18 protein-coding genes are annotated in these 25,558 nt (G+C 67.6%); 12 read left to right on the top strand and 6 right to left on the bottom strand.

Annotation, left to right across the window (positions count from 1 at the left end; all coding sequences use genetic code 11):
- Positions 1-123: 123 nt before the first annotated feature.
- Together JQX08_RS21005 and JQX08_RS21000 are read right to left on the bottom strand one after the other, a co-directional pair.
- Positions 124-507, bottom strand: a complete 384-nt coding sequence (locus JQX08_RS21005; protein WP_205350385.1) for a PaaI family thioesterase — start codon at positions 505-507, stop codon at positions 124-126.
- A complete protein-coding gene (locus tag JQX08_RS21000; protein ID WP_205350384.1) occupies positions 507-2,858 on the bottom strand; it encodes a Tex family protein in 2,352 nt (783 codons plus the stop codon). Before JQX08_RS21000 ends, JQX08_RS21005 begins: the two co-directional genes overlap by 1 nt.
- Positions 2,859-3,084: 226 nt before the next feature.
- On the opposite strand from JQX08_RS21000, the gene ompR reads away from it, so the two are divergent.
- The 4 genes from ompR (at position 3,085) to JQX08_RS20980 (ending at position 9,993) form a co-directional block, all read left to right on the top strand.
- Entirely contained in the window at positions 3,085-3,813 is a 729-nt protein-coding gene (gene ompR, locus JQX08_RS20995) for an osmolarity response regulator transcription factor OmpR (RefSeq protein ID WP_205350383.1), read from the top strand.
- Positions 3,814-3,891: 78 nt separating this feature from the next.
- Positions 3,892-5,205 carry an ATP-binding protein gene (locus tag JQX08_RS20990; RefSeq protein WP_205350379.1) on the top strand — a complete coding sequence of 438 codons (1,314 nt, stop codon included), beginning with the start codon at positions 3,892-3,894 and terminating at the stop codon, positions 5,203-5,205.
- A 96-nt stretch (positions 5,206-5,301) separates the two neighbouring features.
- The gene (locus tag JQX08_RS22395) at positions 5,302-9,075 is read left to right on the top strand and encodes a bifunctional diguanylate cyclase/phosphodiesterase (RefSeq protein ID WP_205350378.1); all 3,774 of its coding nucleotides are present in this window, start codon (positions 5,302-5,304) and stop codon (positions 9,073-9,075) included.
- 165 nt (positions 9,076-9,240) lie between these two features.
- Entirely contained in the window at positions 9,241-9,993 is a 753-nt protein-coding gene (locus tag JQX08_RS20980) for a SapC family protein (RefSeq protein ID WP_205350377.1), read from the top strand.
- Between the two features lie 211 nt (positions 9,994-10,204).
- Here the strand turns inward: JQX08_RS20980 and rimK are convergent, their stop codons facing one another.
- Entirely contained in the window at positions 10,205-11,110 is a 906-nt protein-coding gene (rimK, locus tag JQX08_RS20975) for a 30S ribosomal protein S6--L-glutamate ligase (protein ID WP_205350376.1), read from the bottom strand.
- Positions 11,107-11,580, bottom strand: coding sequence for a retropepsin-like aspartic endopeptidase RimB (gene rimB, locus JQX08_RS20970; RefSeq protein WP_205350375.1), 474 nt, complete (start codon positions 11,578-11,580; stop codon positions 11,107-11,109). Before rimB ends, rimK begins: the two co-directional genes overlap by 4 nt.
- Positions 11,581-11,757: 177 nt before the next feature.
- On the opposite strand from rimB, the gene JQX08_RS20965 reads away from it, so the two are divergent.
- The 6 genes from JQX08_RS20965 (at position 11,758) to JQX08_RS20945 (ending at position 19,260) form a co-directional block, all read left to right on the top strand.
- On the top strand, positions 11,758-12,156 hold the full coding sequence (locus tag JQX08_RS20965) for an RNA-binding S4 domain-containing protein (RefSeq protein WP_205350374.1): 399 nt from the start codon (positions 11,758-11,760) through the stop codon (positions 12,154-12,156).
- Positions 12,157-12,250: 94 nt separating this feature from the next.
- Positions 12,251-13,138, top strand: coding sequence for an Hsp33 family molecular chaperone HslO (gene hslO, locus JQX08_RS20960; protein ID WP_205350373.1), 888 nt, complete (start codon positions 12,251-12,253; stop codon positions 13,136-13,138).
- Between the two features lie 226 nt (positions 13,139-13,364).
- A complete protein-coding gene (locus JQX08_RS20955; protein WP_205350372.1) occupies positions 13,365-14,906 on the top strand; it encodes a phosphoenolpyruvate carboxykinase in 1,542 nt (513 codons plus the stop codon).
- A gap of 226 nt (positions 14,907-15,132) precedes the next feature.
- Positions 15,133-17,064 (top strand): RecQ family ATP-dependent DNA helicase, encoded by a 1,932-nt coding sequence (locus tag JQX08_RS20950; RefSeq protein WP_205350371.1) that lies wholly within the window; start codon positions 15,133-15,135, stop codon positions 17,062-17,064.
- A 168-nt stretch (positions 17,065-17,232) separates the two neighbouring features.
- Positions 17,233-17,430: a calcium-binding protein gene (locus JQX08_RS22290; protein ID WP_239482307.1), complete on the top strand. Its 198-nt coding sequence runs from the start codon at positions 17,233-17,235 to the stop codon at positions 17,428-17,430.
- Positions 17,431-17,463: 33 nt separating this feature from the next.
- A complete protein-coding gene (locus JQX08_RS20945; RefSeq protein WP_346727629.1) occupies positions 17,464-19,260 on the top strand; it encodes a calcium-binding protein in 1,797 nt (598 codons plus the stop codon).
- 44 nt (positions 19,261-19,304) lie between these two features.
- Here the strand turns inward: JQX08_RS20945 and JQX08_RS20940 are convergent, their stop codons facing one another.
- The gene (locus JQX08_RS20940) at positions 19,305-20,369 is read right to left on the bottom strand and encodes an SMP-30/gluconolactonase/LRE family protein (protein ID WP_205350370.1); all 1,065 of its coding nucleotides are present in this window, start codon (positions 20,367-20,369) and stop codon (positions 19,305-19,307) included.
- A 223-nt stretch (positions 20,370-20,592) separates the two neighbouring features.
- On the opposite strand from JQX08_RS20940, the gene JQX08_RS20935 reads away from it, so the two are divergent.
- Together JQX08_RS20935 and JQX08_RS20930 are read left to right on the top strand one after the other, a co-directional pair.
- Positions 20,593-22,089: a flavin-containing monooxygenase gene (locus JQX08_RS20935; RefSeq protein ID WP_205350369.1), complete on the top strand. Its 1,497-nt coding sequence runs from the start codon at positions 20,593-20,595 to the stop codon at positions 22,087-22,089.
- A 369-nt stretch (positions 22,090-22,458) separates the two neighbouring features.
- The gene (locus JQX08_RS20930) at positions 22,459-24,504 is read left to right on the top strand and encodes a hypothetical protein (RefSeq protein WP_205350571.1); all 2,046 of its coding nucleotides are present in this window, start codon (positions 22,459-22,461) and stop codon (positions 24,502-24,504) included.
- 32 nt (positions 24,505-24,536) lie between these two features.
- On the opposite strand, the gene JQX08_RS20925 is transcribed toward JQX08_RS20930, so the two are convergent.
- The gene (locus tag JQX08_RS20925) at positions 24,537-25,439 is read right to left on the bottom strand and encodes a LysR family transcriptional regulator (protein WP_205350368.1); all 903 of its coding nucleotides are present in this window, start codon (positions 25,437-25,439) and stop codon (positions 24,537-24,539) included.
- Between the last annotated feature and the right edge of the window lie 119 nt (positions 25,440-25,558).

Raw genomic sequence — 25,558 nt, 5'->3', positions numbered from 1 at the left:
TAGACCGAACGTTCTACAAGGCTGGTTTGGCTGGCGTTTTCGCCTGGCGCTGGAGCAGGTCGGCGCGAGACGGTGAGAGGTAAACAGTAGCTGCAACGCTGCGGTCTTCCTCTCCCCTCGTCGTCAGATGCGCGCGAAGGTGGCCTGGGCCTTGGCCACCAGCTTGCCGCCCTGCAGGGTTTCCGCCTCGACCACCAGGGTGCGCTTGCCGGCATGCAGCACCCAGGCGCGGCAGATCAGCTCGCCCTCGCTGACCGGGCGGATGTAGTTGATCTTGCTTTCCAGGGTCACGCTGACCGCCACTCCGTCAGTCAGGCTGTGGCAGGCCTGACCCATGGCGGTGTCGATCAGCGAGAACAGCGCGCCGCCGTGCAGTTTGCCGTGCACGTTGCCGAGGCCGTCGTGCATCTGCATGTGCACCTCGGCGCGGCCTGCGCTGGCCTCGACCAGCTGCAGGCCGAGCAGGCGACTGAACGCGCTGCCCTGGCTGGCGTCGCCGTTGCTCATCAGTTCTTCCTCAACTGCTTGGCGTTGGCGAACAGCGCTGCCATCGCCGCGTTGGCCGGTGCCGGCTTGTCCTGCGGCGAATGGCGCTCGCTGCGCGGCGCCTGGCCGCCACGGTTGCCGCCGCCGCGCGGACCGTCGGCCTTCTCGCCGGGGGTGTCGCTCATGCGCATCGACAGGCCGATGCGCTGGCGGGCGACGTCGACTTCCATGACCTTGACCTTGACCACGTCACCGGCCTTGACCGCCTCGCGCGGGTCCTTGACGAACTTCTCGGAGAGCGCCGAGATGTGCACCAGACCGTCCTGGTGCACGCCGATGTCGACGAACGCGCCGAAGTTGGCGACGTTGGTCACCACGCCTTCGAGGATCATCCCCGGCTTGAGGTCCTTGATGGTCTCGACGCCGTCCTGGAACGCCGCGGTCTTGAACTCCGGGCGCGGGTCGCGGCTCGGCTTGTCGAGTTCCTTGAGGATGTCGGTGACGGTCGGCAGGCCGAAGCGCTCGTCGGTGAACTGCTTGGGATCGAGGCGTTTGAGGAAGCCCGAGTCGCCGATCAGCGAGCGGATGTCGCGGCTGGTGCCTTCGGCGATGCGCTGCACCAGCGGGTAGGTTTCCGGGTGCACCGCCGAGCCGTCCAGCGGGTTGTCGCCGTTCATCACGCGGAGGAAGCCGGCGGCCAGCTCGAAGGTCTTGTCGCCGAGGCGCGGCACCTTCTTCAGTGCGTCGCGGCTCTTGAACGCGCCGTTGGCGTCGCGGAACTGCACGATGTTCTGCGCCAGCGTGCTGTTCAGCCCGGAGATGCGTGCCAGCAGCGCCACCGAGGCGGTGTTGACGTCGACGCCGACGGCGTTCACGCAGTCCTCGACCACCGCGTCCAGCGAGCGTGCCAGCTTGAGCTGCGACACGTCGTGCTGGTACTGGCCGACGCCGATCGACTTCGGATCGATCTTCACCAGCTCGGCCAGCGGGTCCTGCAGGCGGCGGGCGATCGACACCGCGCCACGAATCGACACGTCGAGGTCGGGGAATTCCTTGGCCGCCAGTTCGGAGGCCGAGTACACCGAGGCGCCGGCTTCGCTGACCATGATCTTGGTCAGCTTGAGGCCTGGCAGTTTCTTGATCAGGTCGCCGGCCAGCTTGTCGGTCTCGCGGCTGGCGGTGCCGTTGCCGATGGCGATCAGGTCGACCGCGTGCTTGGCGCACAGCTTGGCGAGCACCGCCAGGGTGCCGTCCCAGTCGTTGCGCGGCGCGTGCGGGTAGACGGTGGCGGTGTCGAGCAGCTTGCCGGTGGCATCCACCACGGCGACCTTGCAGCCGGTGCGCAGGCCCGGGTCGAGGCCGAGGGTGGCGCGCGGGCCGGCCGGGGCGGCGAGCAGCAGGTCGTGCAGGTTGCGGGCGAACACGCTGATCGCCTCGTCTTCGGCCTGCTCGCGCAGTTCGCCGAACAGGTCGGTTTCCAGGTGGCTGTAGAGCTTGACCTTCCAGGTCCAGCGCACCACTTCGGCCAGCCACTTGTCGGCGGCGCGGCCGCGCGCGGCGATGCCGAAGCGCTCGCCGATCATGCCTTCGCACGGGTGCAGGCTGCCGGGCGTCTCCTCGCCGACCTTCAGCGCGGCGCTCAGCACGCCTTCGTTGCGCCCGCGGAAAATGGCCAGGGCGCGGTGCGAAGGCATCTTCTTCAGCGGTTCGTCATGCTCGAAGTAGTCGCTGAACTTCGCCCCTTCGGTTTCCTTGCCCGGCACCAGGCGCGCGCTGACGCTGGCGTTGTCCTTGAGGAAGCCGCGCAGGCGGTCGAGCAGCGTGGCGTCTTCGGCGAAGCGCTCCATGAGGATGTACTTGGCGCCCTCGAGCACCGCCTTGAGGTCGGCGAAGCCCTTGTCGGCATCGACGAAGCGCGCCGCTTCGGCTTCCGGTTCCAGGCTCGGGTCGTTGAACAGTGCGTCGGCCAGTTCGCCGAGGCCGGCTTCCAGGGCGATCTGGCCCTTGGTGCGGCGCTTCTGCTTGTACGGCAGGTAGAGGTCTTCGAGGCGGGTCTTGGTGTCGGCGAGATTGATCTCGCGGCTCAGCTCGGGCGTCAGCTTGCCCTGTTCCTCGATGCTGGCGAGGATCGCAGTGCGCCGCTCTTCCAGCTCGCGCAGGTAGCGCAGGCGCTCTTCGAGCAGGCGCAACTGGGTGTCATCCAGGCTGCCGGTGACCTCTTTGCGGTAACGGGCGATAAAGGGTACGGTCGAACCCTCGTCGAGCAACGCCACCGCGGCGGCCACCTGTTGCGGCTGCACGCGCCCGCTGGGCAGGGCGGAAAGTTCCTCGGCGATGCGTTGATTGATGCTGTCCTTGACCTGGGATGACATAGAACTTCCCCAAACACTGATAAAAAGAAAGACACGCCGCGCGGGCACGCGAGGGCCGGCATTATAACCAGCCTGCCCAGCGCCGCTCGGCAAAAGCGCTGGGTGGCGGATGGACCGGCTGGCGCGGGTGCGGTTCCCTCGGCAGGGGAAAAATCTGCTAACGAATGCAGTGCCCGTGCCGCGCGGGGCCTGCGGCATAATGGCCGGCGATTTTGAAGGAGTCCGTATGAGCACTGCCGTTACCGAAGGCGAGAAGATTCTTATCGTTGACGACGACCCGGGCCTGCGCCGCCTGCTCGAACGCTTCCTCAGCGAGCAGGGTTACCGGGTGCGCTCGGTGGAAAACGTCGAGCAGATGGACCGCCTGCTGGCCCGTGAACTGTTCCAGCTGCTGGTCCTCGACCTGATGCTGCCCGGCGAGGACGGCCTGTCCGCCTGCCGCCGCCTGCGCGAGACCAACAACCAGATGCCGATCATCATGCTCACCGCCAAGGGCGACGAGTCGAGCCGCATCCAGGGCCTCGAACAGGGCGCCGACGACTACCTCGGCAAGCCGTTCAACCCGCGCGAACTGCTGGCGCGGATCAAGGCCGTGCTGCGCCGCCAGGCGCCGGTGGTGCCTGGAGCGCCGGCCAGCGACGAGGAGACCGTGAGCTTCGGCGACTACCAGCTGTCGCTGGCGACCCGCGAGCTGAAGAAGGGCGACGAAGTGCACATGCTCACCACCGGCGAGTTCGCGGTGCTCAAGGCGCTGGTCCAGCACGCTCGCGAACCGCTGACCCGCGACAAGCTGATGAACCTGGCGCGCGGCCGTGAGTGGGACGCTCTGGAGCGTTCCATCGACGTGCAGATCTCGCGCCTGCGCCGGCTGATCGAACCGGATCCGGCCAAGCCGCGCTACATCCAGACGGTCTGGGGTGTCGGCTACGTGTTCGTGCCCGATGGCAGCAAGTAAGCCTGTGTAGGAGCGCGCCATGCCACCGTGCAACCACCTCGCGGGCATGGCCCGCTCCTCCGCGTCCGATAGGCCGCTATGAAAACCCCGGTCTGGTTCCCGCAAAGCTTCTTCGCCCGCACCCTGTGGCTGGTGCTGATCGTCGTGCTGTTTTCCAAGGCGCTGACCCTGGTCTACCTGCTAATGAACGAGGACGTGCTGGTCGACCGCCAGTACAGCCACGGCGCGGCGCTGACCCTGCGCGCCTACTGGGCGACCCACGCCGAATCGCGCGACGAGGTGGCCAAGGCCGCCGGCCTGCGCTGGCGCCCGGATGCCGAGGCGCCGCCCGGCGAATACCACTGGCCGTACACCGACGTGTTCCAGCGGCAAATGCGCATGGAGCTCGGCCCGGACACCGAGACCCGTCTGCGCGTGCACCATCCCTCGGCGCTGTGGGTGCGCGCGCCGAGCCTCGGCGAAGGCTGGGTCGAAGTGCCGCTGTACCCGCACCCGCTGCGCGGGCAGAAGATCTGGAGCGTGCTCGGCTGGTTCCTCGGCATCGGCCTGCTGTCCACCGCGGCAGCGTGGATTTTCGTGCGCCAGCTCAGTGCGCCGCTCAAGCGCCTGGTGTTCGCCGCCCGCGGCCTCGGCCAGGGGCGCAGCGTGCGCCTGCCGATCAGCGACACGCCGAGCGAGATGACCGAGGTGTACCGCGCCTTCAACCAGATGGCCGAGGACGTCGAGCAGGCGGCCCGCGAGCGCGAGCTGATGCTCGCCGGGGTGTCGCACGACCTGCGCACGCCGCTGACCCGTCTGCGCCTGTCGCTCGAACTGCTCGATAACGATGCCGAACTGACCGAGGACATGGTCCGCGACATCGAGGACATGGACGCGATTCTCGACCAGTTCCTCGCCTTCATCCGTGACGGTCGCGACGAGCGCCTCGAAGAACTCGAGCTGAGCGAGCTGGTGCGCGAGGTCGTGGCACCGTTCAACCATCCGCAGGAGCGCGTGCGCCTGTGCCTGGAGGCGCTGCCGGTGTTCCCGCTGCGGCGCCTGTCGATGAAGCGGCTGCTCAACAACCTGATCGAGAACGCCCTGCACCACGGCGGCAGCTCGGTGGAGGTGGCCGCCTACCTGTCCGGCGACAGCAGCGCGCCCTACGTGGTGCTCAGCGTGCTGGACCGCGGCGCCGGCCTCGATCCCGGCGAGCTGGAAAGCATCTTCACCCCGTTCATCCGCGGCGACCGGGCGCGCGGCGGACGTGGCACCGGGCTCGGCCTGGCGATCGTCAAGCGCATCGCCGCCCAGCACGGCGGCAGCGTCGAGCTGCGCAACCGCTCCGGCGGCGGCCTCGAGGCGCGCGTCTGCCTGCCGCTGGGCCTGCTGCTGCCACGCGACGCCGCCTGATCCGCCGCTAGCCCCCGGCGCACGGGCCGCGGCGCTCAAGCGCGCGGTGTGCAGAACATGTTCTATGCTGTCTCGGCGGATTGACACGAGGTCAGCATGCACGTCGTTGCGGAACGTAAGCCCACATGGACTTGGTGGCTCCCCCTGGTTTTGCTCCACCTGGCGTCCTGGTTGTCTCTCAGCACCCGCCTCAGCGACGGTGTCGCCTTCTGGTACCTGCCGCTGCCCCTGGCCCTGGTCTTCGTCCTCTGGTGGGGCCCGCGCGTGCTCCCTGCGGTGTTCCTCAATGCCCTGCTCAGCACGCCGCTGTGGCACCTCGACTGGCACTGGGCGCCGCTCTACGCGCTGCCGGAAACCCTCGCCGTGGCCTGCGCCTGGCTGCTGTTGCGGCTGCGCGGCTTCGACCCAGCGCTGCCCGATCTCGACCACCTGCTGCGTTTCATCCTGCTCGGCGTGCTGGTCCCGGCCAGCGTGCTCGCCCTCGGCCTGCAGGGCACGCTGCTGCTCAGCGGCGCGCTGCAGCCGGACACCTGGGCGATCGCCAGCCTCAGCCAGTGGCTGGTCGACAGCCTGACCAGCCTGGTGTTCGCCATTCCGCTGCTGACCTACTTCACCCTGACCCTGCGCCAGCGCGGCTGGGTGCCGGCGCCGCCCGGCAGCAGCCTGCCGCCGCTCGCCGAGCCGCTGCGCCGGGTGCCGCCGTGGCCGCTGATCGTGGTTCTGGCGGTCGGCCTGCCCTGGGCGATGGACCTGCTGCCGCTGCTGCTGGTGCTGCCACTCACCGGCCTGGTGCTGCTCGGCCTGGCCCTGGCCTGGGGCCTGCCCGGCGCGCTGTGCGGCGCGCTGGTGAGCAGCCTGGGGCTGCTGGTGCTGTCGCTGCCCGGCGACAACCTGGGCCTGCGTACGCAATCGCTGGAGCTGCAGCTCAGCGTGCTGTTTCTGCTGTTCGCCGCGCTGCTGGTCGGCCGCAGCCTCAGTGACCTGCGCCTGGCGCTGAGCCGCAGCGCGGACATGCAGCAACAGCTGGCGCTGACCCAGTTGGCCATCGACGCCAGCCCGATGGGCGTGTGCATCGCCGACGCACGCCAGGCCGACCAGCCGCTGATCTACTGCAACCCGGCCTTCGAGCGGATTACCGGCTACAGCAGCGCCGAAGCGCTGGGGCGCAACTGCCGCTTCCTGCAGGGCGACGATCGCCACCAGAACGAATTGCAGCGCCTGCGCGTCGCCCAGCAGCACGGCGACCCCTGCCAGGTGGTGCTGCGCAACTACCGCAAGAACGGCAGCCAGTTCTGGAACGAGATCACCCTGGCACCGATGCGCGACGCCCAGGGCATCAGCCATTTCGTCGGCCTGCTGCACGACGTCAGCGCCCGCGAACAGCAGATCGTCGAGCTGGCGCGGCGCCGCGAGGAACTGCTGCGCCAGGCCCACCTGCTGGCACAGACCGAGGCGATCGCCGACATCGGCGGCTGGGTGCTGAACCCGGCCGACGGCAGCATGTTCTGGAGCGAGGGCTGCTTCCGCATCTACGAGCTGGAGCCGAGCGGGGTGACACCGAGCTTTGCCCAGGCGACCGCCTACCTCGACGGCGACGGCCAGAGCCTCGCCGAGCAGACCCTGGCCCAGGCGCTGAGCCGCGGCCAGTCGTTCGACATCGAAGTGCGCCTGACCACCGCGCGTGGCAACCAGCGCTTCGTGCGCATTCGCGGCCTGGTCGAGCGCGACGGCGACCGGGTGCTGCGCGTGTATGGCGCGCTGCAGGACCTCACCGAACGCAGGCGCGCCGAGCAGCAGCTGCACGAGCGCGACGAATGGCTGCGGCTGTTCTTCGAGGCGCCGCTGATCGGCATGGCCATGCTCGGCCCGCAGCGCATCTGGCTCGAGGTCAACAGCAAGCTCTGCCAGGTCCTCGGGCGCAGCCGCGACGAGCTGCGCGGCATGACCTGGACGGCGCTGACCCACGCCGACGACGTCGCCGTGGAGGAGCCACTGTTCCAGGCGGTGTGCGCCGGCGAGCGCGACGACTACGAGCTGGACAAGCGCTTCCTGCGCGCCGACGGCAGCCTGGTGTTCACCCGCCTCAGCCTGCGCGCGGTGCGCGACGCCCAGGGCCGCCTCGAAGCCTGTCTGGTGCTGGTCGAGGACATCACCGCGCGGCGCGAGGCGGAAGCGCGCTACCGCACCCTGGTCGAACACGCCCCGGAAGCGATCCTGATGTTCGACACCCAGCGCGGCATCGTCGAGGCCAACGAGAACGCCGTGCGCCTGTTCGCCTTGCCGCGCGAGCAGTTGATCGGCCGCATGCCGACCAGTTTCAGCCCGCCGCTGCAGCCCGACGGGCGCCCCTCGCAGGAAGTCGCGCGTGCCTATGCGCGCGCCGCGCTGGAAGGCGAGACGCCGGTGTTCGAGTGGCTGATGCGCGACGCCGCCGGCCGCCAGCGTCCCTGCGAGGTGCGCCTGGTACGCCTGCCCGGCGGCGAACGGCCGCTGGTGCGGCTCAGCGTCACCGATATTTCCGAACGTCAGCGCTACCAGCGCGAGATCGAACGGCTGGCCTTCAGTGATGAACTGACCGGCCTGCCCAACCGCCGCCTGCTGCTCGACCGCCTGCAGCACGCGATGATCCGCGAGCAACGCGAGGACTGTTTCGGCGCGCTGCTGTTCATCGACCTCGACCACTTCAAGACGGTCAACGACAGCCTCGGCCACCCGGTCGGCGATGCGCTGCTGCGCGAAGTCACCGCACGCCTGGCCGGCTGCCTGCGTGCCGAGGACACCCTGGCGCGGCTCGGCGGCGACGAATTCGTGGTGCTCCTCGAAGCGCTCGGCGACAGCCCGGCGGCGGCCGGCGAACACGCCGCGGAGGTCGGCGAGAAGCTGCTCGCGAGCCTGCTCGGCAGCTACCAGATCGACCAGCACGAGCTGTCGGTCAGCGCCAGCATCGGCATCGCCCTGCACCCGCTGGGCACCCAGGGCGCCGCCGACGTGCTCAAACAGGCCGACACCGCGATGTACCGCGCCAAGCACGGCGGGCGCAACGCGCTGCACTTCTTCGCCCCGGAAATGCAGGCGGTGATCGACCAGCGCCTGCAGCTGCAGAGCGAACTCCGCCAGGCCATGGCGCGCGGCCAGCTGCACCTGGTGTTCCAGCCGCAACTGGCGCTGGCCACTGGCGAGGTGGCCGGTGCCGAGGTGCTGCTGCGCTGGCTGCATCCGGAGCGCGGCGAGATTCCGCCCAGCCAATTCATTCCCCTGGCCGAGGACACCGGGCTGATCCAGGAACTCGGCGCCTGGGTGCTGGAGAACGCCTGCGCGGTGCGGGCGCGCTGGCACGCGCAGTGGCCGCAACTGGTCCTGGCGGTCAACCTGAGCCCGCGCGAGCTGCGCCAGGCCGGCCTGGTGGCGCGGGTCAGCGACTGCCTGCAGCGCCATCGCCTGCCGGCCACCGCGCTGGAGCTGGAGATCACCGAGGGCGTGCTGCTCGAGGACGTCGACCAGTGCATCGCCGCCATGCACGCGCTGAAGGCGCTCGGCGTGCGCTTCGCGATCGACGATTTCGGTACCGGCTACTCCTCGCTGACCTACCTCAAGCGCCTGCCGCTGGACCGCCTGAAGATCGACCGCAGTTTCATCAGCGACCTGGAGAACGAAGGCAGCGACCGCATGCTGGTGGAGACCATCCTGGTGATCGCCCGCAACCTCGGCCTCGAGTGCATCGCCGAAGGCGTGGAGAACCATGCCCAGGCCGACCGCCTGCGCCTGCATGGCTGCACCCTGGGCCAGGGTTTCTACTTCGGCGAGCCGATGGACGAGGCGCAGTTCGCCGGCTGGCTCGGCGCCTACCGGCGCAGCCCGCTCCAGGTCTGAGGCGGGTGGCTGGCAATCCCTGTTCTTTTTCGATTAGGGTCGGCCCTTGGCATAGGCCAGCGTCGCGGCGAACACCCTCAAAGATGTGGTGCCGGATCAGGACAGCGGCCAGGTCCTGGCGCAGCTGATCATTCGTTAAAACAACAAGATTCCGGGGAGACGGGAATGACCACGATGTTGCTGTACAAGGAAATCAAGGCGCTCAACCGCGACGAGCACAAGACGCTGAAGCTCAAGCCGGCCGCCGACTGCGCCTTCGCCGCGCACACCCACCTGGTACCGCTGGCCGGGCTGGAGTTCTTCCAGGCCGCGCGGCATTACCCGATCATCTTCATCGGCCAGGGCGAGCAGCTGATGCCGATCGCTCTGCTCGGCCTGGCGGAAGGACAGAACACCTTCCTCGACGCCACGCTGCAGTGGCAGGCCAACACCTACGTGCCGGCGTTCGTGCGTCGCTACCCGTTCGTCATGGCGCAGGACGGCAGCGAGAACTTCACCGTGTGCTTCGACGCCGCCTACAGCGGCTGGAACGAGGAGGAGGGCCGCGAGCTGTTCGGCGCCGAGGGCGAGAACAGTGCCTATCTCAACGAGATGATCCAGTTCCTGCAGAACTTCACCCGCGAGATGGAGCGCACCCGCGAGCTGGTCAGCACCCTCAACACCCTGGAGCTGCTCACCCCGCGCACCCTGCAGCTGACCCACCCGAGCGGCGAGAGCTTCGTGCTGCGCGACTTCCAGGCGGTCGACGAGGCCAAGTTCGCCGCGCTGTCCGATGAGCAGGTGCTGAGCCTGCACAAGAGCGGCTTCCTCGGCTGGATCTACGCGCACCTGATGTCGCTGGGCAACGCCAACCTGCTGTTCGAGCGCTTCCTGGCCAACAAGGCGGCCGCCAGCGGCGCGGACGCGACCAAGCACTAAGCGGTTTGCGCCATAAAGAAGCCCCGCCTTGGCGGGGCTTTTTTATGGCGCGGCAGGGCGGTGGCCCTGGGTTGCGGAGACTGCCACTACGGCGCGGAGGGATGCGCTCGGGATGGCGTCCCTGGCGCAGCACCGACCGCCCATGAGGCACCGGCCCGGCCATCCCTGGCCGGTCGTTCGCCGGGGCAACGCAGGCGTTGCCTGATGCGGCTCAGCCCTTGCCCTTGGTGCGGGTCAGGCCGTACTCGGCGTTCTTTTCCAGATACTCGATGATGATCCCGGCGACGTCCTTGCCGGTGGTGATCTCGATGCCTTCCAGGCCCGGCGAGGAGTTCACCTCCATCACCAGCGGGCCGTGGTTGGAGCGCAGGATGTCGACCCCGGCCACCGACAGGCCCATGACCTTGGCGGCGCGGATCGCGGTCATGCGCTCTTCCGGGGTGATCTTGATCAGGCTGGCGGTGCCGCCGCGGTGCAGGTTGGAGCGGAATTCGCCGGCCTTGGCCTGGCGCTTCATCGACGCGATCACCTTGTCGCCGACCACGAAGCAGCGGATGTCGGCGCCGCCGGCTTCCTTGATGTACTCCTGGACCATGATGTCCTGCTTGAGGCCCATGAATGCCTCGATCACCGACTCGGCGGCCTTCTCGGTTTCGCAGAGCACCACGCCGATGCCCTGGGTGCCTTCAAGCACCTTGATCACCAGCGGTGCGCCGTTGACCATCTGGATCAGGTCGGGCACGTCGTCCGGCGAGTGGGCGAAGCCGGTCACCGGCAGGCCGATGCCCTTGCGCGAGAGCAGCTGCAGCGAGCGCAGCTTGTCGCGCGAGCGGCTGATCGCCACCGATTCGTTGAGCGGGAACACGCCCATCATCTCGAACTGGCGCAGCACCGCGCAGCCGTAGAAGGTCACCGAGGCGCCGATGCGCGGGATCACCGCGTCGAAGTCCACCAGTGGTTTGCCGCGGTAGTGGATCTGCGGCTTGTGGCTGGCGATGTTCATGTAGGCACGCAGGGTGTCGATGACCACCATTTCGTGGCCTCGTTGCTCGCCGGCTTCGACCAGGCGGCGGGTGGAGTACAGACGCGGATTGCGCGACAGCACAGCGATCTTCATTCGGCACCTGTGGGGGCGGAAGTGATGATGAGGGGTTTGTCTTGGACGTAGGTGAGTGCCGGGTTGACCACCAGCTGGCCGGCCACCAGCGCCTTGGAGCCGAGCAGTACGCGGTAGCGCATGTTCTTGCGGCAGGTCAGGGTGAAATCGACCGGCCAGGTGCGATCGCCGAGGCACATCTGGGTGTGGATCACGTAACGGGTCTGCGCCTCGCCGTTGGAGCTGCGGATGCGCTTGACCGAGACCAGCGGCGCCTCGCAGCGATGGCGGCGCTGCACCAGGGTGCCGAGGTGCGCGGTGAAGCGCACCCAGTCCTGGCCGTCGCGCTGGAACGGCTGAATCTCGCTGGCATGCAGCGTCGACGTGCTGGCGCCGGTGTCGATCTTGGCGCGCAGGCCGACCATGCCGAGGTCCGGCAGGTTGATCCACTCACGCAGGCCGATCACCGACAGATGGTCGAACGTCTTCAAATTGGGCGTACCAGAACGGACGGGGCGGAGCGCCCGGGGCGGCAGCTGCCGCGCCGAAACGGGCGCCGGGTGTCGGCATTCTAGACGCGCACCGTGACAACTGCACCCGCGCCGCAACGTGGTTTACCGCCGTCGCGAATCGTGGTGCGATGGTCGGTGAAACGCTGGGAGTTGGGCATGAGCGAGAAAGACGACGACAAGGTGCGCCTCGACAAATGGCTGTGGGCGGCGCGCTTCTACAAGACCCGCGCGCTGGCCAAGGCGGCCATCGAGGGCGGCAAGGTGCATTGCCGTGGCGAACGCTGCAAACCGAGCAAGGAGCCGAAGGTCGGCGACGAACTGACCCTGCGCACCGGCTTCGACGAACGCACCGTGGTGGTCGAGGCGCTGTCGGTGGTGCGCCGCGGCGCGCCGGAGGCGCAGACCCTGTACCGCGAGACCGAGGACAGCATCGCCCGCCGCGAAGCCGCCGCCGAACAGCGCAAGGCCGGCGCGCTGGGGGTGAGCACCGACGGTCGGCCGAGCAAGAAGCAGCGCCGCCAGCTGTTCACCTTCCGCGACAGCCGCGATCAATAGACGCGGCCATGCGCGCCGATAGACAGGAGGGCCTTGGTCGGGCCCGGCTTTGCGCCTAAAATCGCCGCCCCTGGTGATACTTGGCGAATCCGGCATGTCTGACTTTACCCAACGCTTCCTGTTCGACGACTTCGACGCGCGCGGCGAACTGGTCACGCTCGAGGGCAGCTATCGGCACGTGCTGGCCAAGCACCCCTATCCGGAGCCCGTGGCGCAGCTGCTCGGCGAACTGCTCGGCGCCGCCGCGCTGCTGATCGGCACCGTCAAGTTCGACGGCCTGCTGGTGCTGCAGGCGCGCTCCACCGGCGCGGTGCCGCTGCTGATGGTCGAGTGCTCGAGTGCCGGCGAACTGCGCGGCATCGCCCGCTACCACGCCGAGCAGATCGGCGACGCGCAGAGCCTCGGCGAGCTGATGCCCAACGGCGACCTGGCGATCACCATCGACCCGGCCAACGGCCAGCGCTACCAGGGCATCGTCGCCCTCGACGGGGCCAACCTGGCGGACTGCCTGTCGACCTACTTCGCCACCTCCGAGCAGCTGCCGACCCGTTTCTGGCTGTTCGCCGATGGCCAGCGCGCCTGCGGCCTGCTGCTCCAGCAACTGCCGGTCGACCGCCAGAAGGACCCCGAGGCGCGCGCCGCCAGCTGGGAGCACGTGGTGACCCTGGCCGACACCCTGACCGCCGAAGAGCTGCTCAGCCTGGACAGCGAGACCCTGCTGTACCGCCTGTACCACGAGGAAGCGGTGCGCCTGTTCGAACCGCGTGCCCTGCAGTTCCGCTGCAGCTGCTCGCGCGAGCGTTCGGCGCGCGCGCTGGTCAGCCTGGGCCGCGAGGACGCCGACCAGCTGCTCGCCGAGCAGGGCGGTACGGTGGTGATCGACTGCCAGTTCTGCAACCAGCGCTATCCGTTCGACGCCGCCGACATCGCCCAGCTGTTCGCCGGCGGTGGTGTCGAGCCGGCATCGGATACGCGGCACTGAGGAAACTTTGCCGCATTTGCCTGTCTGTGTATGACCGCCGATGGCCTGGCCAGCGGCTACACAGCGCGGTTTTCGGGCCCGGGGCGATGATCGCCCGTTGATCGGATCGGAGGCTGCACTTGGCCAGACCTTTTCTGGCATAATCCGCGCACTTTTTTTTCTGTAGTAGTGCTGTGGCTTTTACTACATCTTCGGAAGCCCGGCCCTGGAGCCGATGGGGACTCACATGACGCAAGCCAATACCGCCGTGTACACCGATATCAGCGCCGCCCAACTGGTCGAAGAGGCCATTCGCCGCGGCGAAGGCGAGCTGGCGGCCAACGGCTCGCTGGTGGTTCGCACCGGCCACCGCACCGGCCGCTCGCCGGCCGACCGTTTCATCGTCGACGAGCCGAGCACCAGCGCCGCAATTGGCTGGGGCCCGATCAACCGCAAGTTCCCGGCCGACAAGTTCGATGCCCTGTGGGCGCGCGTCGAGGCGTTCAACAACGCCCAAGACCACTTCGTTTCCCACGTCCATGTAGGTTCGGCCGCCGAGCACTACCTGGCCGTCAAGATGACCACCCAGACCGCCTGGCAGAACCTGTTCGGCCGTTGCCTGTTCATCAACCCGGCGCAGTACAACCCCGCTGGTCGCAGCGAGTGGCAAGTGCTCAACGTCGCCAACTTCGAGTGCGTACCGGAGCGTGACGGCACCAACTCCGACGGTTGCGTGATCATCAACTTCGCCCAGAAGAAAGTGCTGATCGCCGGCATGCGCTACGCCGGTGAAATGAAGAAGGCGATGTTCTCGGTGCAGAACTTCCTGCTCCCGGAAGCCGACGTGCTGCCGATGCACTGCGCCGCCAACATCGGCGAAGACGGCGACGTCACCCTGTTCTTCGGCCTGTCCGGCACCGGCAAGACCACCCTGTCCGCCGACCCGAGCCGTTACCTGATCGGTGACGACGAGCACGGCTGGGGTGAAGGCGTGGTGTTCAACATCGAAGGCGGTTGCTATGCCAAGTGCATCGACCTGTCCGAGAAGAACGAGCCGGTGATCTGGAAAGCCATCCAGTTCGGCGCCGTGCTGGAGAACGTGGTGCTCGACGAGAACCGCGTGCCGGACTACGCCGACGACAGCCTGACCCAGAACTCCCGCGCCGCTTACCCGCTGGAGCTGGTCGAGAAGCGCAGCGAAGAGAACCTCGGCGGCGAGCCGAACGCGGTGATCTTCCTGACCTGCGACCTGACTGGCGTACTGCCGCCGGTGTCGATCCTCAGCGAAGAGCAGGCGGCCTACCACTTCCTGTCCGGCTACACCGCGCTGGTCGGTTCCACCGAAATGGGTTCCGGCGGCGGCATCAAGTCGACCTTCTCCACCTGCTTCGGCGCGCCGTTCTTCCCGCGTCCGGCCGGCGTCTACGCCGAGCTGCTGATCAAGCGCATCAAGGCGTTCGGCTCCAAGGTCTACCTGGTCAACACCGGCTGGACCGGCGGTGGCTACGGTGTCGGCAAGCGCTTCAACATCCCCACCACGCGTGGCGTGATTGCGGCGATCCAGAGCGGCGCGCTGGTCGGCACCGAGACCGAGCACCTGCCGATCATCAACCTCGACGTGCCGAAGTCGGTACCGGGCGTGGAAACCAACCTGCTCAACCCGCGCAACACCTGGGCTGACCAGAACGCCTACGACGAGGCCGCCAAGGCCCTGGCCAAGCAGTTCGTCGACAACTTCACCAAGTTCGACGTCAGCGACGCCATCAAGAACGCCGGCCCGCAGCTGTAAGCTGTACCGCGTGATCTGACAAAGCCGCCCTCGGGCGGCTTTGTCGTTTTTGCGACCTGTATGCGTGGCCTGGCAACGGCGTGCGGAGACTGGGTAGGAGCGAATTCATTCGCGATGTAGCCGGCACCGAGGCACCCCCTTCGCGAATGAATTCGCTCCTACCCAAAGCATGTGCAGCGCGTTACGGTCAGCCACCGCGATTGCCGGCCACGGAGAGCGACACCTTATGTATGAAACCCTCGAACGCGTATTCGGCTTCCGCCAGCTGCGCCCCGGTCAGGCCGTCGCAATCGGCGCGGTGCTGGCCGGCCGCTCGGCGGCGGCGATCTTTCCCACCGGCTCGGGCAAGTCGCTGTGCTACCAGCTGCCGGCGTTGCAGTTGCCGCACCTGACCCTGGTGGTCTCGCCGCTGCTGGCGCTGATGCAGGACCAGCTGGCGTTCCTCGCCCGGCATGGCATCGCCGCGGCCAGCGTCGATTCGGCGCAGAGCCGCGAGCAGGTCGCCGAGACCATGCGCCGCGCCAAGGCCGGTGAGCTGAAGATCCTGATGATCTCGGTGGAACGCCTGAAGAACGAACGCTTCCGCCACTTCATCGCCCAGGTGCCGATCTCCCTGCTGGTGATCGACGAGGCGCACTGCATCTCCGAGTGGGGCCACAACTTTCGCCCCGACTACCTCAAGCTGCCCGACTACCAGCGCCAGTTCGGCATTCCCCAGGTGCTGCTGCTGACCGCCACGGCGACCCCGCCGGTGATCGCCGACATGCGCGCCAAGTTCGCCATCGCCGCCGAGGACGTGGTGACCACCGGCTTCTACCGCGCCAACCTCAACCTGCTGGTCGAACCGGTCAGTGGCGCCGACAAGCCGCGCCGGCTGGTCGAGTGGCTGGGCGCCAAGGCCGGGCAGCCGAGCATCGTCTACGTCACCCAGCATAAGACCGCCGAACAGGTCGCCGCCACGCTCAGCTCGCGCGGCATCCCGGCCAGCGCCTACCACGCCGGCATGGCCCACGAGCAGCGTGAGGCGATCCAGCGCCAGTTCATGGCCGGCCAACTCAACTGCATCGTCGCCACCATCGCCTTCGGCATGGGCATCGACAAGAGCGACATCCGCAACGTGGTGCACTTCGACCTGCCCAAGTCGATCGAGAACTACAGCCAGGAAATCGGCCGCGGCGGGCGCGATGGCCAGCCGTCCGACTGCCTGGTGCTGGCCAACCGCGACAGCCTCAATGTGCTGGAAAACTTCGTATACGGCGATACCCCGGAGCTGGCCGGCATCCGCAACGTGCTCGACGAGCTGCGCGGCGCCGCCGGCGAGTGGGAGTTCATGCTCAATGCGCTGAGCGAGCAGAGCAACATCCGCCCGCTGCCGCTGAAGACCCTGCTGGTGCAGCTCGAGCTGCGCGGCATCATCGCGCCGCGCTACGCCTATTTCGCCGAGTACCGCTTCAAGTACCTGCGCGAACCCGAGGCGCTGCTCGCCCAGTTCGACGGCGAGCGCCGACAGTTCCTCGCTGCCATCGTCGCCACCTCGGCGCGCGCGCGCACCTGGTGCACGGTGGATTTCGAGGCGCTGTACCAGCAGCACCGCGCCGAGCGCAGCCGGGTGGTCAAGGCGCTGGACTGGTTGCAGGAGCAGGGCTGGATCGAGCTGGAAAGCAAACAGATGACCGAGGTCTACGCGCTGCTCGACGCGAGCTTCGATCCCGCGGTGCTGGCCGCCGAGCTGCACGCGCATTTCCGCCAGCACGAGGCCAGCGAGATCGCCCGCATCCAGGCGATGCTCGGCCTGTTCGCCAGCGACACCTGCCTGAGTCAACGGCTGGCCGCCTACTTCGGCGACGCCCAGGCGCCGCAGCGCTGCGGGCATTGCTCGGTGTGCCGCGGCCAGGTCGCGCGGCTACCGGCGCCACCCGCGCTGCCGCCGCTGGCCGGCGACCTGCACAGTCGCTGCGGCGGCTTCCTGCAGCGCTATGCGGAGCTCAAGGGCGAGCCGCCGAGCGGCGAATGCCTGACGCGCTTCCTGTGCGGCATCAGCTCGCCGCTGTTGACCAAGCTTAAGGCGCGCCAGCTGGCCGGCTTCGCCACGCTGGAAGACTACCCCTACGCCACGGTGCGCGAGTGGCTCGCCGGGCAGTTGCTCGGCGCCGACTAAGCGAAGCGGTCAACATCCGGTTACATCTCCGCAAAGGCCCTGCTTATCGGCGCGCGGCCTAGTGCGGCGGGCCTTTCGGTCAGATGACGGGGTCTCGTCACGGGGTGCTGAACTAGACTTTAGTCCCCCCTCATCCCTGGTACCCATTCTCTTCGGGAGGGTTCTACCATGGCGATTTTCACTGGCACACCCAATGAAGACTTCCTGTTCGGCGGCGCGGAAGACGACCAGTTGTTCGGTCTCGGTGGCGCTGATTTTCTGCTCGGCGGCGGCGGCAACGACACGCTGTCCGGCGACGAAAGCTTCTTCGGCGCGCTGGGCGCCGACAGCCTGACCGGCGGGGCCGGCAACGACAGCTTCGCCTAGTCGGTCGGCAGCGGCGAGCAGTCGACCTTCGCGGTGCGTGACACGGTCACCGACTTCCAGGGCGCGGGCGTCGCCGGCGGCGACAGCCTGCAACTGTCGACCGGCTTCATCCTGCAGAGCCGACTGGTGTTCGAAGGCGCGCGCAGCACGCTGCCGACCCTCGGCGCCAACCTCGGTTTCGCCGGCAACGGCTTCACCGAGGTGTTCTATGCGCTCGGCGCGACGAGCACGCTGCTGTTCGCCGACTCCAACGACAACGGCGTGCTGGATGCCACCGACTTCACCGTGCAGCTGAGCGGCCGGCACAGCCTGGTCAAGGGCGACTTCGGCACCACGCCGTTCGTCACGCGCGGCAGCAACAGCGGTGACGTGATCAACGGCACGCCGGACAACGACACCATCTTCGGCCTCGGCGGCAACGACATCATCGACGGTGGCGCGGGCAACGATTCGCTGCTCACCGGTGGCGCCGGCAACGACATCATCAATGGCGGCGAGGGCCGCGACAACCTGACCGGCAACGACGGCAACGACATCCTCGACGGCGGCGCCGGCAACGACTCGCTGCTCTCCGGCGGCAACGGCAACGACATCGTGCGCGGCGGCGAGGGCAACGACACCCTCGATGGCGACGACGGCAACGACATGCTGTTCGGTGGCGTCGGCAACGACGACTTCTTCGGCGGCAACGGCAACGACGCGATCTTCGGCGAGGACGGCGACGACGAGCTGTTCGGCGATGCCGGTGCCGACAGCCTGTCCGGTGGCAACGGCGACGACGAGCTGGAAGGCGACGCCGGTGCCGACCTGCTCACCGGTGGCGCCGGCAACGACGAATTCATCTTCTTCCTCGGCGCGTTCAACCCCAGCTCGACGCTGGCCAGCTTCGACACCGTCACCGACTTCCAGGGCGCCGGAGCGGCGGTCGGCGACCTGCTCGATCTGAATGGCGAGTTCGTGTTCCGCGGCCAGCTGAGCTTCAACCCGCAACTCGGCGCGGCGCTGGGCGGCGCCGGCAACGGCGTCACCGAGCTGTTCTACACCATCCGCCAGGGCAACACCTGGCTGGTCGCCGACGAGGATGACGACGGCCTGCTGGGCAACAGCGACTTCACCCTGAAGTTCCTCGGCGCCCGGCAGCTGACCACCGACGACTTCAGTCGCTCGACGGTGTTCCTCACCGCCGGCACCGAAGGCGCTGACGTCATCGTCGGCACCGATGACGACGACCGCATCTTCGGCCTCGGCGGCAACGACCAGCTGAGCGGCGCGGCCGGCAACGACGTGGTCAACGGCGGCAACGGCGACGACCTGGTGCGCGGTGGCCCTGGCCAGGGTTTCGACGAGCTATTCGGTGGCAACGGTAACGACACCCTCGTCATCGACGGCGACTTTGGTGCCAACGCCTTCGGCGAGGCCGGCGACGACCTGCTGATCGGCAACACCGCGGAGTTCTCGTTCGACAGCCTGGATGGCGGCGACGGCAACGACACCCTGCAGGCCGGGGTATCGGGTGGCTCGCTGAGCGGCGGCGACGGTGATGACGTGCTGATCGGCGGCGCCCGTCAGGACTTCATGAGCGGCGGCGCCGGGGTCGACGTGTTCCAGTTCGGCGCGGTGTGGAGCGAGCCATTCTTCGACGACACCGTGCAGGACTTCGAGGACGGCGTGGAACGCCTCGACCTGAGCACCAGCGGCCTGGCCTTCGAGGACCTGGTGATCGAGGACTTCTTCGGCTTCAGTACGCTGATCAGCTCCTCGGCCGGGACCATCAACCTGGTCGGCGTGGCGGTGGCCAACGTCACCGCCGACGACTTCGTCTTCGCCTGACTGGGTGGGTGCGCCGCGCGCTTCGACACGGCGCGCGGCGGCACTTACAGGCGCACCCGGTAGGCGCGGTCCGAGTCGATTTCGCCGACCCCGCCCGGCGAGCCGAGCAGCAGCTCGTTGCCGTGCTGCACCACGCTGCTGAAGCTCGGCAGGTTGGCGCGTGCCGAGGCCTGCAGGGTTTCGCGCACCTGGCCCTGGGCGTCGAAGCGGAACACGTAGGGATACACCACCGGCTTGGTCAGCAGCGCGCGCGGCAGGCGCGCGGCGACCTGGCGGGCGAACGGCCAGGGACCCAGCGCGTCGAGCACGCGTTTGCGCGGCGAGAAGAACGAGCACCAGTAGCTGCCGTCCGGGGCGATCGACAGGTCGCCGGGGAAGCCGGGCAGGTTGTCGACCAGCACCTCGCGCTGCCCGGTGCGCGGGCCGCTCAGCCACAGGCGGGTGATCCGGTAGGCGCCGGTCTCGGCCACCAGCAGGTACGACTCATCGGGCGCCAGCACCACGCCGTTGGCGAACTCCAGGCCGTCGAGCAGCTGCTCGATGCGCCCGTCCGGATGGCGGACGAACACCTTGCCGTCGCCGCCATGCTCGAGCAGCGCCAGCTTGTTGTCGGCCAGCCCCCAGCGGCTCGAGGCCTCGCTGAAGAACAGCCGGCCGTCGCGGGCGAGGAACACGTCGTTGAGGAAGGTGAAGCGCTGTTGCGCCGAGCTCTGCACCACCACCTCGGCCTGGCCCTGCGGGGTGATCCGCCAGATCTGTGCGTTGGCCTCGTCGGCGGCGTAGAGGTCGCCGTTGCCGGCGAAGTTCATCCCCACCGGGCGGCCGGCCAGCTGCACGAAGGTCTGCGGCGCCTCGCCGGCGCGCCAGCGCACGATGCGCCCGTCGCCGATGCCGCTGTAGCGGCGCCCTTCGGCGTCCACCACCACGGTGTCCGGGCCGGGCAGGCCGGCCTGTTCGAGCACTGCGGCGTCGAGCCGCGCGTTGGGCGCCCACACGCCGCTGGCGTCCGGCAGCGGGCCGGGTTGCCAGGCCACCGGTCGCAGCGGCGTGGGCCAGAACAGCAGGTAGGCGAGGGCGGCGAGGACGAGGAGCAGCAACGGCTTGCGCATGGGCATCCCTTTATTCTTGTGGTCTGCGGCAAGCCTAGTGAAAGCCGGCGCCGTGGCGAATTCCCCGGCAGGCCAAAGCGCTGACTTTGCCGCTGCGCCAGGCGCCGCTTACCCATCCTAGGGTCGGGGACAAACCGTGCGGCGCCGGCGAATCTGGCGGATAGCGCGGCTTCGGTCTTGAATTGGCGGACCGGCCACGGACCCACCTGCCGAGGAGTGCCTCATGTCTGCCGAACACTTGGATGTACTGATCGTTGGCGCCGGCCTGTCCGGCATCGGCGCGGCCTATCACCTGCAACAGCAGTGCCCCGGCAAGCGCTTTGCCATCCTCGAAGGCCGCGCCGCGCTGGGCGGCACCTGGGACCTGTTCCGCTACCCGGGCATCCGCTCCGACTCGGACATGTTCACCCTCGGCTACAACTTCAAGCCGTGGAACGACCCGCAGGCCATCGCCGACGGTCCGTCGATCCGCCGCTACATCGAGGAAACCGCGCGCGAGAACGGCATCGACCGGCACATCCGCTACCGCCACAAGGTGCTCAAGGCCGACTGGTGCAGCGCCAGCGCCACCTGGAGTCTGGAGGTGCAGCGCGGCGACGAGGCCGAGCCGGTCAAACTGAGCTGCCAGTACCTGCTGATGTGCACCGGCTACTACCGCTACGAAGCCGGCTACACCCCGGACTTCCCCGGCCGCGAGCAGTTCCAGGGGCATTTCGTGCATCCGCAGCTGTGGCCGGAGCAACTCGACTACGCCGGCAAGCGCGTGGTGGTGATCGGCAGCGGGGCGACCGCGGTGACCCTGATCCCGTCGATGACCGACCAGGCCGCGCACGTCACCATGCTGCAGCGCTCGCCGTCCTACGTGATCAGCCTGCCCAAGGAGGACGTGATCTCCAACGCGCTGCGCCGCGTACTGCCGGAGAAATGGGTGTACCGCCTCGGACGCGCGCGCAACGTGACCATGCAGATGGTGTTCTTCAACCTGGCCAAGGCCTTCCCCAACCTGGTGCGCAAGGTGCTGCTCGGCCTGGCGCGTCGCCAGCTCGGCGCGGACTTCGACATGCGCCACTTCAGCCCGCGCTACAAGCCGTGGGACGAGCGGGTCTGCGTGGTGCCGGACGGCGACCTGTTCAAGGTGCTGCGCCAGGGCAAGGCCTCGGTGGTCACCGACCAGATCGACAGCTTCACCGCCGGCGGCATCCGCCTGAAGTCCGGCAGCGAGCTGCCGGCGGACATCGTGGTCAGCGCCACCGGCCTCGACCTGGTGCTGTTCGGCGGCATGCAGGTGTCGCTCGACGGCACACCGTTCGACGCCGCGCAGAGCATGGGCTACCGCGGCATCATGCTGCGCGACCTGCCCAACGCCGCGGTGGTGCTCGGCTACACCAACGCCAGCTGGACGCTCAAGGCCGACCTGTCCAGCGAGTACTTCTGCCGCCTGATCAACCACATGGACGCCATCGGCATGCGCCAGTGCACGCCGCGCGCCGGTGCCGACGCGATCGGCGAGGCGCCGTTCCTCAACCTCAACTCCGGCTACATCCAGCGCGTCGCCGACCAGCTGCCCAAGCAGGGCGACCGCTCGCCGTGGAAGCTCTATCAGAACTACCTGCTCGACCTGGCGCTGCTGCGCTTCGGCAAGGTCGAGGATGGCTACCTGCAGTTCAGCTCGCCGCAGGTCGCGAGCAAGCGCGAGGTGCCGCTGGAAGCGCTCGGCTGACCGCCGGTGTGGGCGGCATGACCGCAGGTCGGCTCGCGCCCTGAGGGGCAAGCGCCGGGTCGCGCGCAAGGCGCGGCACGGCAGGGGAGTTTCACTGGTACAGCGCTCGTGCGGCAATCGCGCGGGCGCCGGTGTGGCCGCCTCGAAAGGTGATGGCAGTTTGTATATATTGCCGGCCTGCACCACAGCAGCCTGTTAGCCCTGATCAGCCGCCGCCTTACCCTGCGGGAATTCCCCATGAAAACAACTACAAAGAAACCCGACTCCACTGTTTCCGAGCCGCGCACCACGCTGGCCCACACTGAACTCGAGCCGCGGTTGGCCGAAGCCCTGGCCGTACCGGCGCTGAGTGCCGGCGGCAAGCAGTACATGTACTTCACCGAGCGCGACATCGATCGCATCCTCGAGAACCTCGACGGCCTGCGCACCCGGGTGTTCCCCAAGCTGCCCAACGACAGCAACGACGAGTTGCGCAACAGCCAGCATTTTCCCTCGGTGTGCCTGATCGGCCTCGGCCGCTGCGGCTCCAACATCGCCCTGGACGTCGCCTCGCTGGTGTTCAACGCGCGCAAGTTCTACCTCAACGAGTTCAGCAGCCAGGACAAGCCGGCCACCGAACAGCGTCCGGCCAACTGGATCAAGAGCAGCCTGCGCCTGTCGTCCGGGCGCGGCGCCAAGCCGGTGTTCCTGGTCGAGCCGCTGGTGATGCTCGGCGACCTGGACAAGGACATCGAGGGACGCATCCGCTTCTCGCGCAAGGCCGAGACCGGCGGCTTCCTCGAGGACTACAGCAAGATGAAGATCATGGACCTCTCCGAGGTCCATGCCGGCGGCGCCGGTAACGCGCCGATCCTCGGCCAGTACCTGGCCAAGATCATCCTCAACAAGGACACCCAGCGCTTCTCCAACCCGGACTGGAAGTTCATCCACAGCTACCTGATCGACTCGTGCGGCATCAAGGCCAACCAGTCGCGGCTGTACTTCTACATCTTCAGCGCCGGCGGTGGTACCGGCTCGGGCATGGCCTCGGAATTCGGCCTGGCCCAGCAGTTCGCCTACATGAGCAAGACCTTCGAGACCAAGCAGGAGAGCAGCAGCGCGGACAACCGCGGGCACTCCTTCGTCTTCGAGCCGATCTTCACCAGCGGCATCTGCATCCTGCCGAACATCTCTGACCAGGGCATCGAGATGTCCGAGGCGCTGCACATCAACGCCGGCCGGCTGCTGTGCAAGTACCTGTCCGAGGAGTGGGACTTCTCCTACAACTTCGACAACGAGACGACCGGCGAGGAAAGCGTGATGCGCCGCATCCGCCCGTGGAACGCGATGATGCTGATCTCCAACGACATCATGCGTTACGCCGAGGAAAGCGACGCCGCGCACAGCCACAACATCGACGTGAACGCCATGGAGCGCCACGCCAACCAGTACATCTCGCAGCAGATCTTCAACATCCTCACCGCCCAGGCGGTGACCACCGACTACGACCAGACCTACTTCCGCCGCGCCGGCATCGACATCGGCGAAACCATCCGCCTGGATGCCAACGACCTGTTCATGAGCCTGGCCGGTCCGGTGGCGGTGGCCTACGCCGAGTCGGTGGTGGCCGAGCAGACCGAGAAGGCGCCGACCGAGAAGTTCAAGGTGTTCGAGAAAGAGCCGCCGAAGCTCGACATCGACGACCTGTTCTTCCGTTCCATCGACCTGCCGCACTTCAACAAATCGACCCAGGCCATCGAAGGCATCAGCCTGCTGCCGATCGAGGCCAAGCGCTACCGCGAGGCGCTGGACCGCTACAAGAAGAGCAACTACGACGCCAGCGCGCTGAGCGACCTGCATTTCTTCAAGAACTGCTCGTCGGTGGTGTCGATCGTCTCGCTGCCCAAGGACTACAAGCTCTCCTACATCGACCTCAACCGGCTCAAGACCCACCTCAACAGCCTGTTCCCCAACACCACCCTGAAGCGCTACGCGCTGGTGATCGGCGCCTCGGCGAACCTCTCGCTGACCACCCTGATCGTCAAGAGCCCGTGCCTGTCCGACGACTTCCTGACCCTGATCGTCGCCTTCATCAAGCGCTGCTTCGCCCGCGACCAGTTCCGCTACGACGACAGCCTGGACAACGCCATGCTCGACTTCATCGTCGCCGATGAACTGGATGAAGAGCGCATCGACGCCATGCTCAACGAGCACGAGAACCCGGCGAAGATCCTCGACACCAACTGGTACGCGATCAAGCCGATGTACGAGAAGAAGTACCGCGAGCTGATCCACGACGAGGGCAAGTTCGTCTCGATCAACGACATCCGCCTGTCGCGCGACAGCGTGAAGAAGGCGATCAAGTACCTGCGCGAAATCTACCGCCACCGCGTCGGCAAGACCCGGGTGATCTCGCTCAACGACTATCCGCAGTAAGGCGTCAGCCCGGCAGCGCGCTGCCGGGTGGGCTACGGTGTGCGGCTGGTCGCCGCGATTTGTCCGATCAGCCACTGCAGCGCGGCGTCGCGCTGGCGCTGGGTGAGGCTGACGATGTCCAGCTGGAAGCTGCCGACGTCGAGCGGCAGCGCATGGCGACTGAGCGGCAGCAGCGCGGTGAACTGCTCGGCCAGGCGCGTCGACAGCACCACCACCAGGTCGGTGCTGGCGGCGATGTGCGCGGCCTGCAGGTAGTTCGGCGTGGTGTAGTGGATGTCGCGGCGCAGGCCGTGCGCGCCGAGCCACTGGTCGACCATGCCGCGGGTCTGGCCGCCGTGTACCCACAGATGGCGCAACTGCAGGAAACGCTCGAGGTCCGGTGCTTCGCGCAGCAGCGGGTGGTCGCGGCGCGCCACCAGGCACAGGTTGTCGCTCATCCACGGCTGGCGGGTGAAGCGCTCGGGCAGGCTTTCGAAGCGGCCCACGGCGAGGTCGAGGTCGCCCTTGTCCAGCGCCTCGGCCGGCAGCTGCGGATCGAGCTGCTGGATTGCCAGGCTGATCCCCGGCGCCTGCTCGGCCAGTTCGCTGAGCAGGTGCGGCATGCACAGCAGCTCGGCGTAGTCGGTCATCGCAATGCTGAAGCGCTGGCGGCTGCGCGCCGGGTCGAACTGTTCGGCGCCGCTCAGGCTCTGCTCGATCTGCGCCAGCGCGGCGCGGATCGGCGCCTCCAGGCTCAGCGCTCGCGGGGTCGGCTGCATGCTGCGCCCGGCGCGCACCAGCAGCGGGTCGTCGAGTAGTTCGCGCAGGCGGTTGAGGGCGTTGCTCACTGCCGGTTGACTGAGCGCCAGGCGTTCGGCGGCGCGCGACACGTTGCGCTCGCGCAGCAGGGCGTCGAGCACGCGCAGCAGGTTGAGATCGAAGTTAGAGATATTCATCTGCTAAATATGAAGTATCACAAGACTAAATTTCAAAAATAGTAGCGCCTTCCTCTAAGGTGTCTGCCGGTTTTTTATGCGCGCAGAGCCCTGAGCAAAGGCTCGCGAGCTAGCGCCAG

Origin of the sequence: Zestomonas insulae, assembly GCF_016901015.1 — a bacterium.
GTDB lineage: Bacteria > Pseudomonadota > Gammaproteobacteria > Pseudomonadales > Pseudomonadaceae > Aquipseudomonas > Aquipseudomonas insulae.
This window is presented reverse-complemented; position numbering and strand designations above follow the sequence as displayed.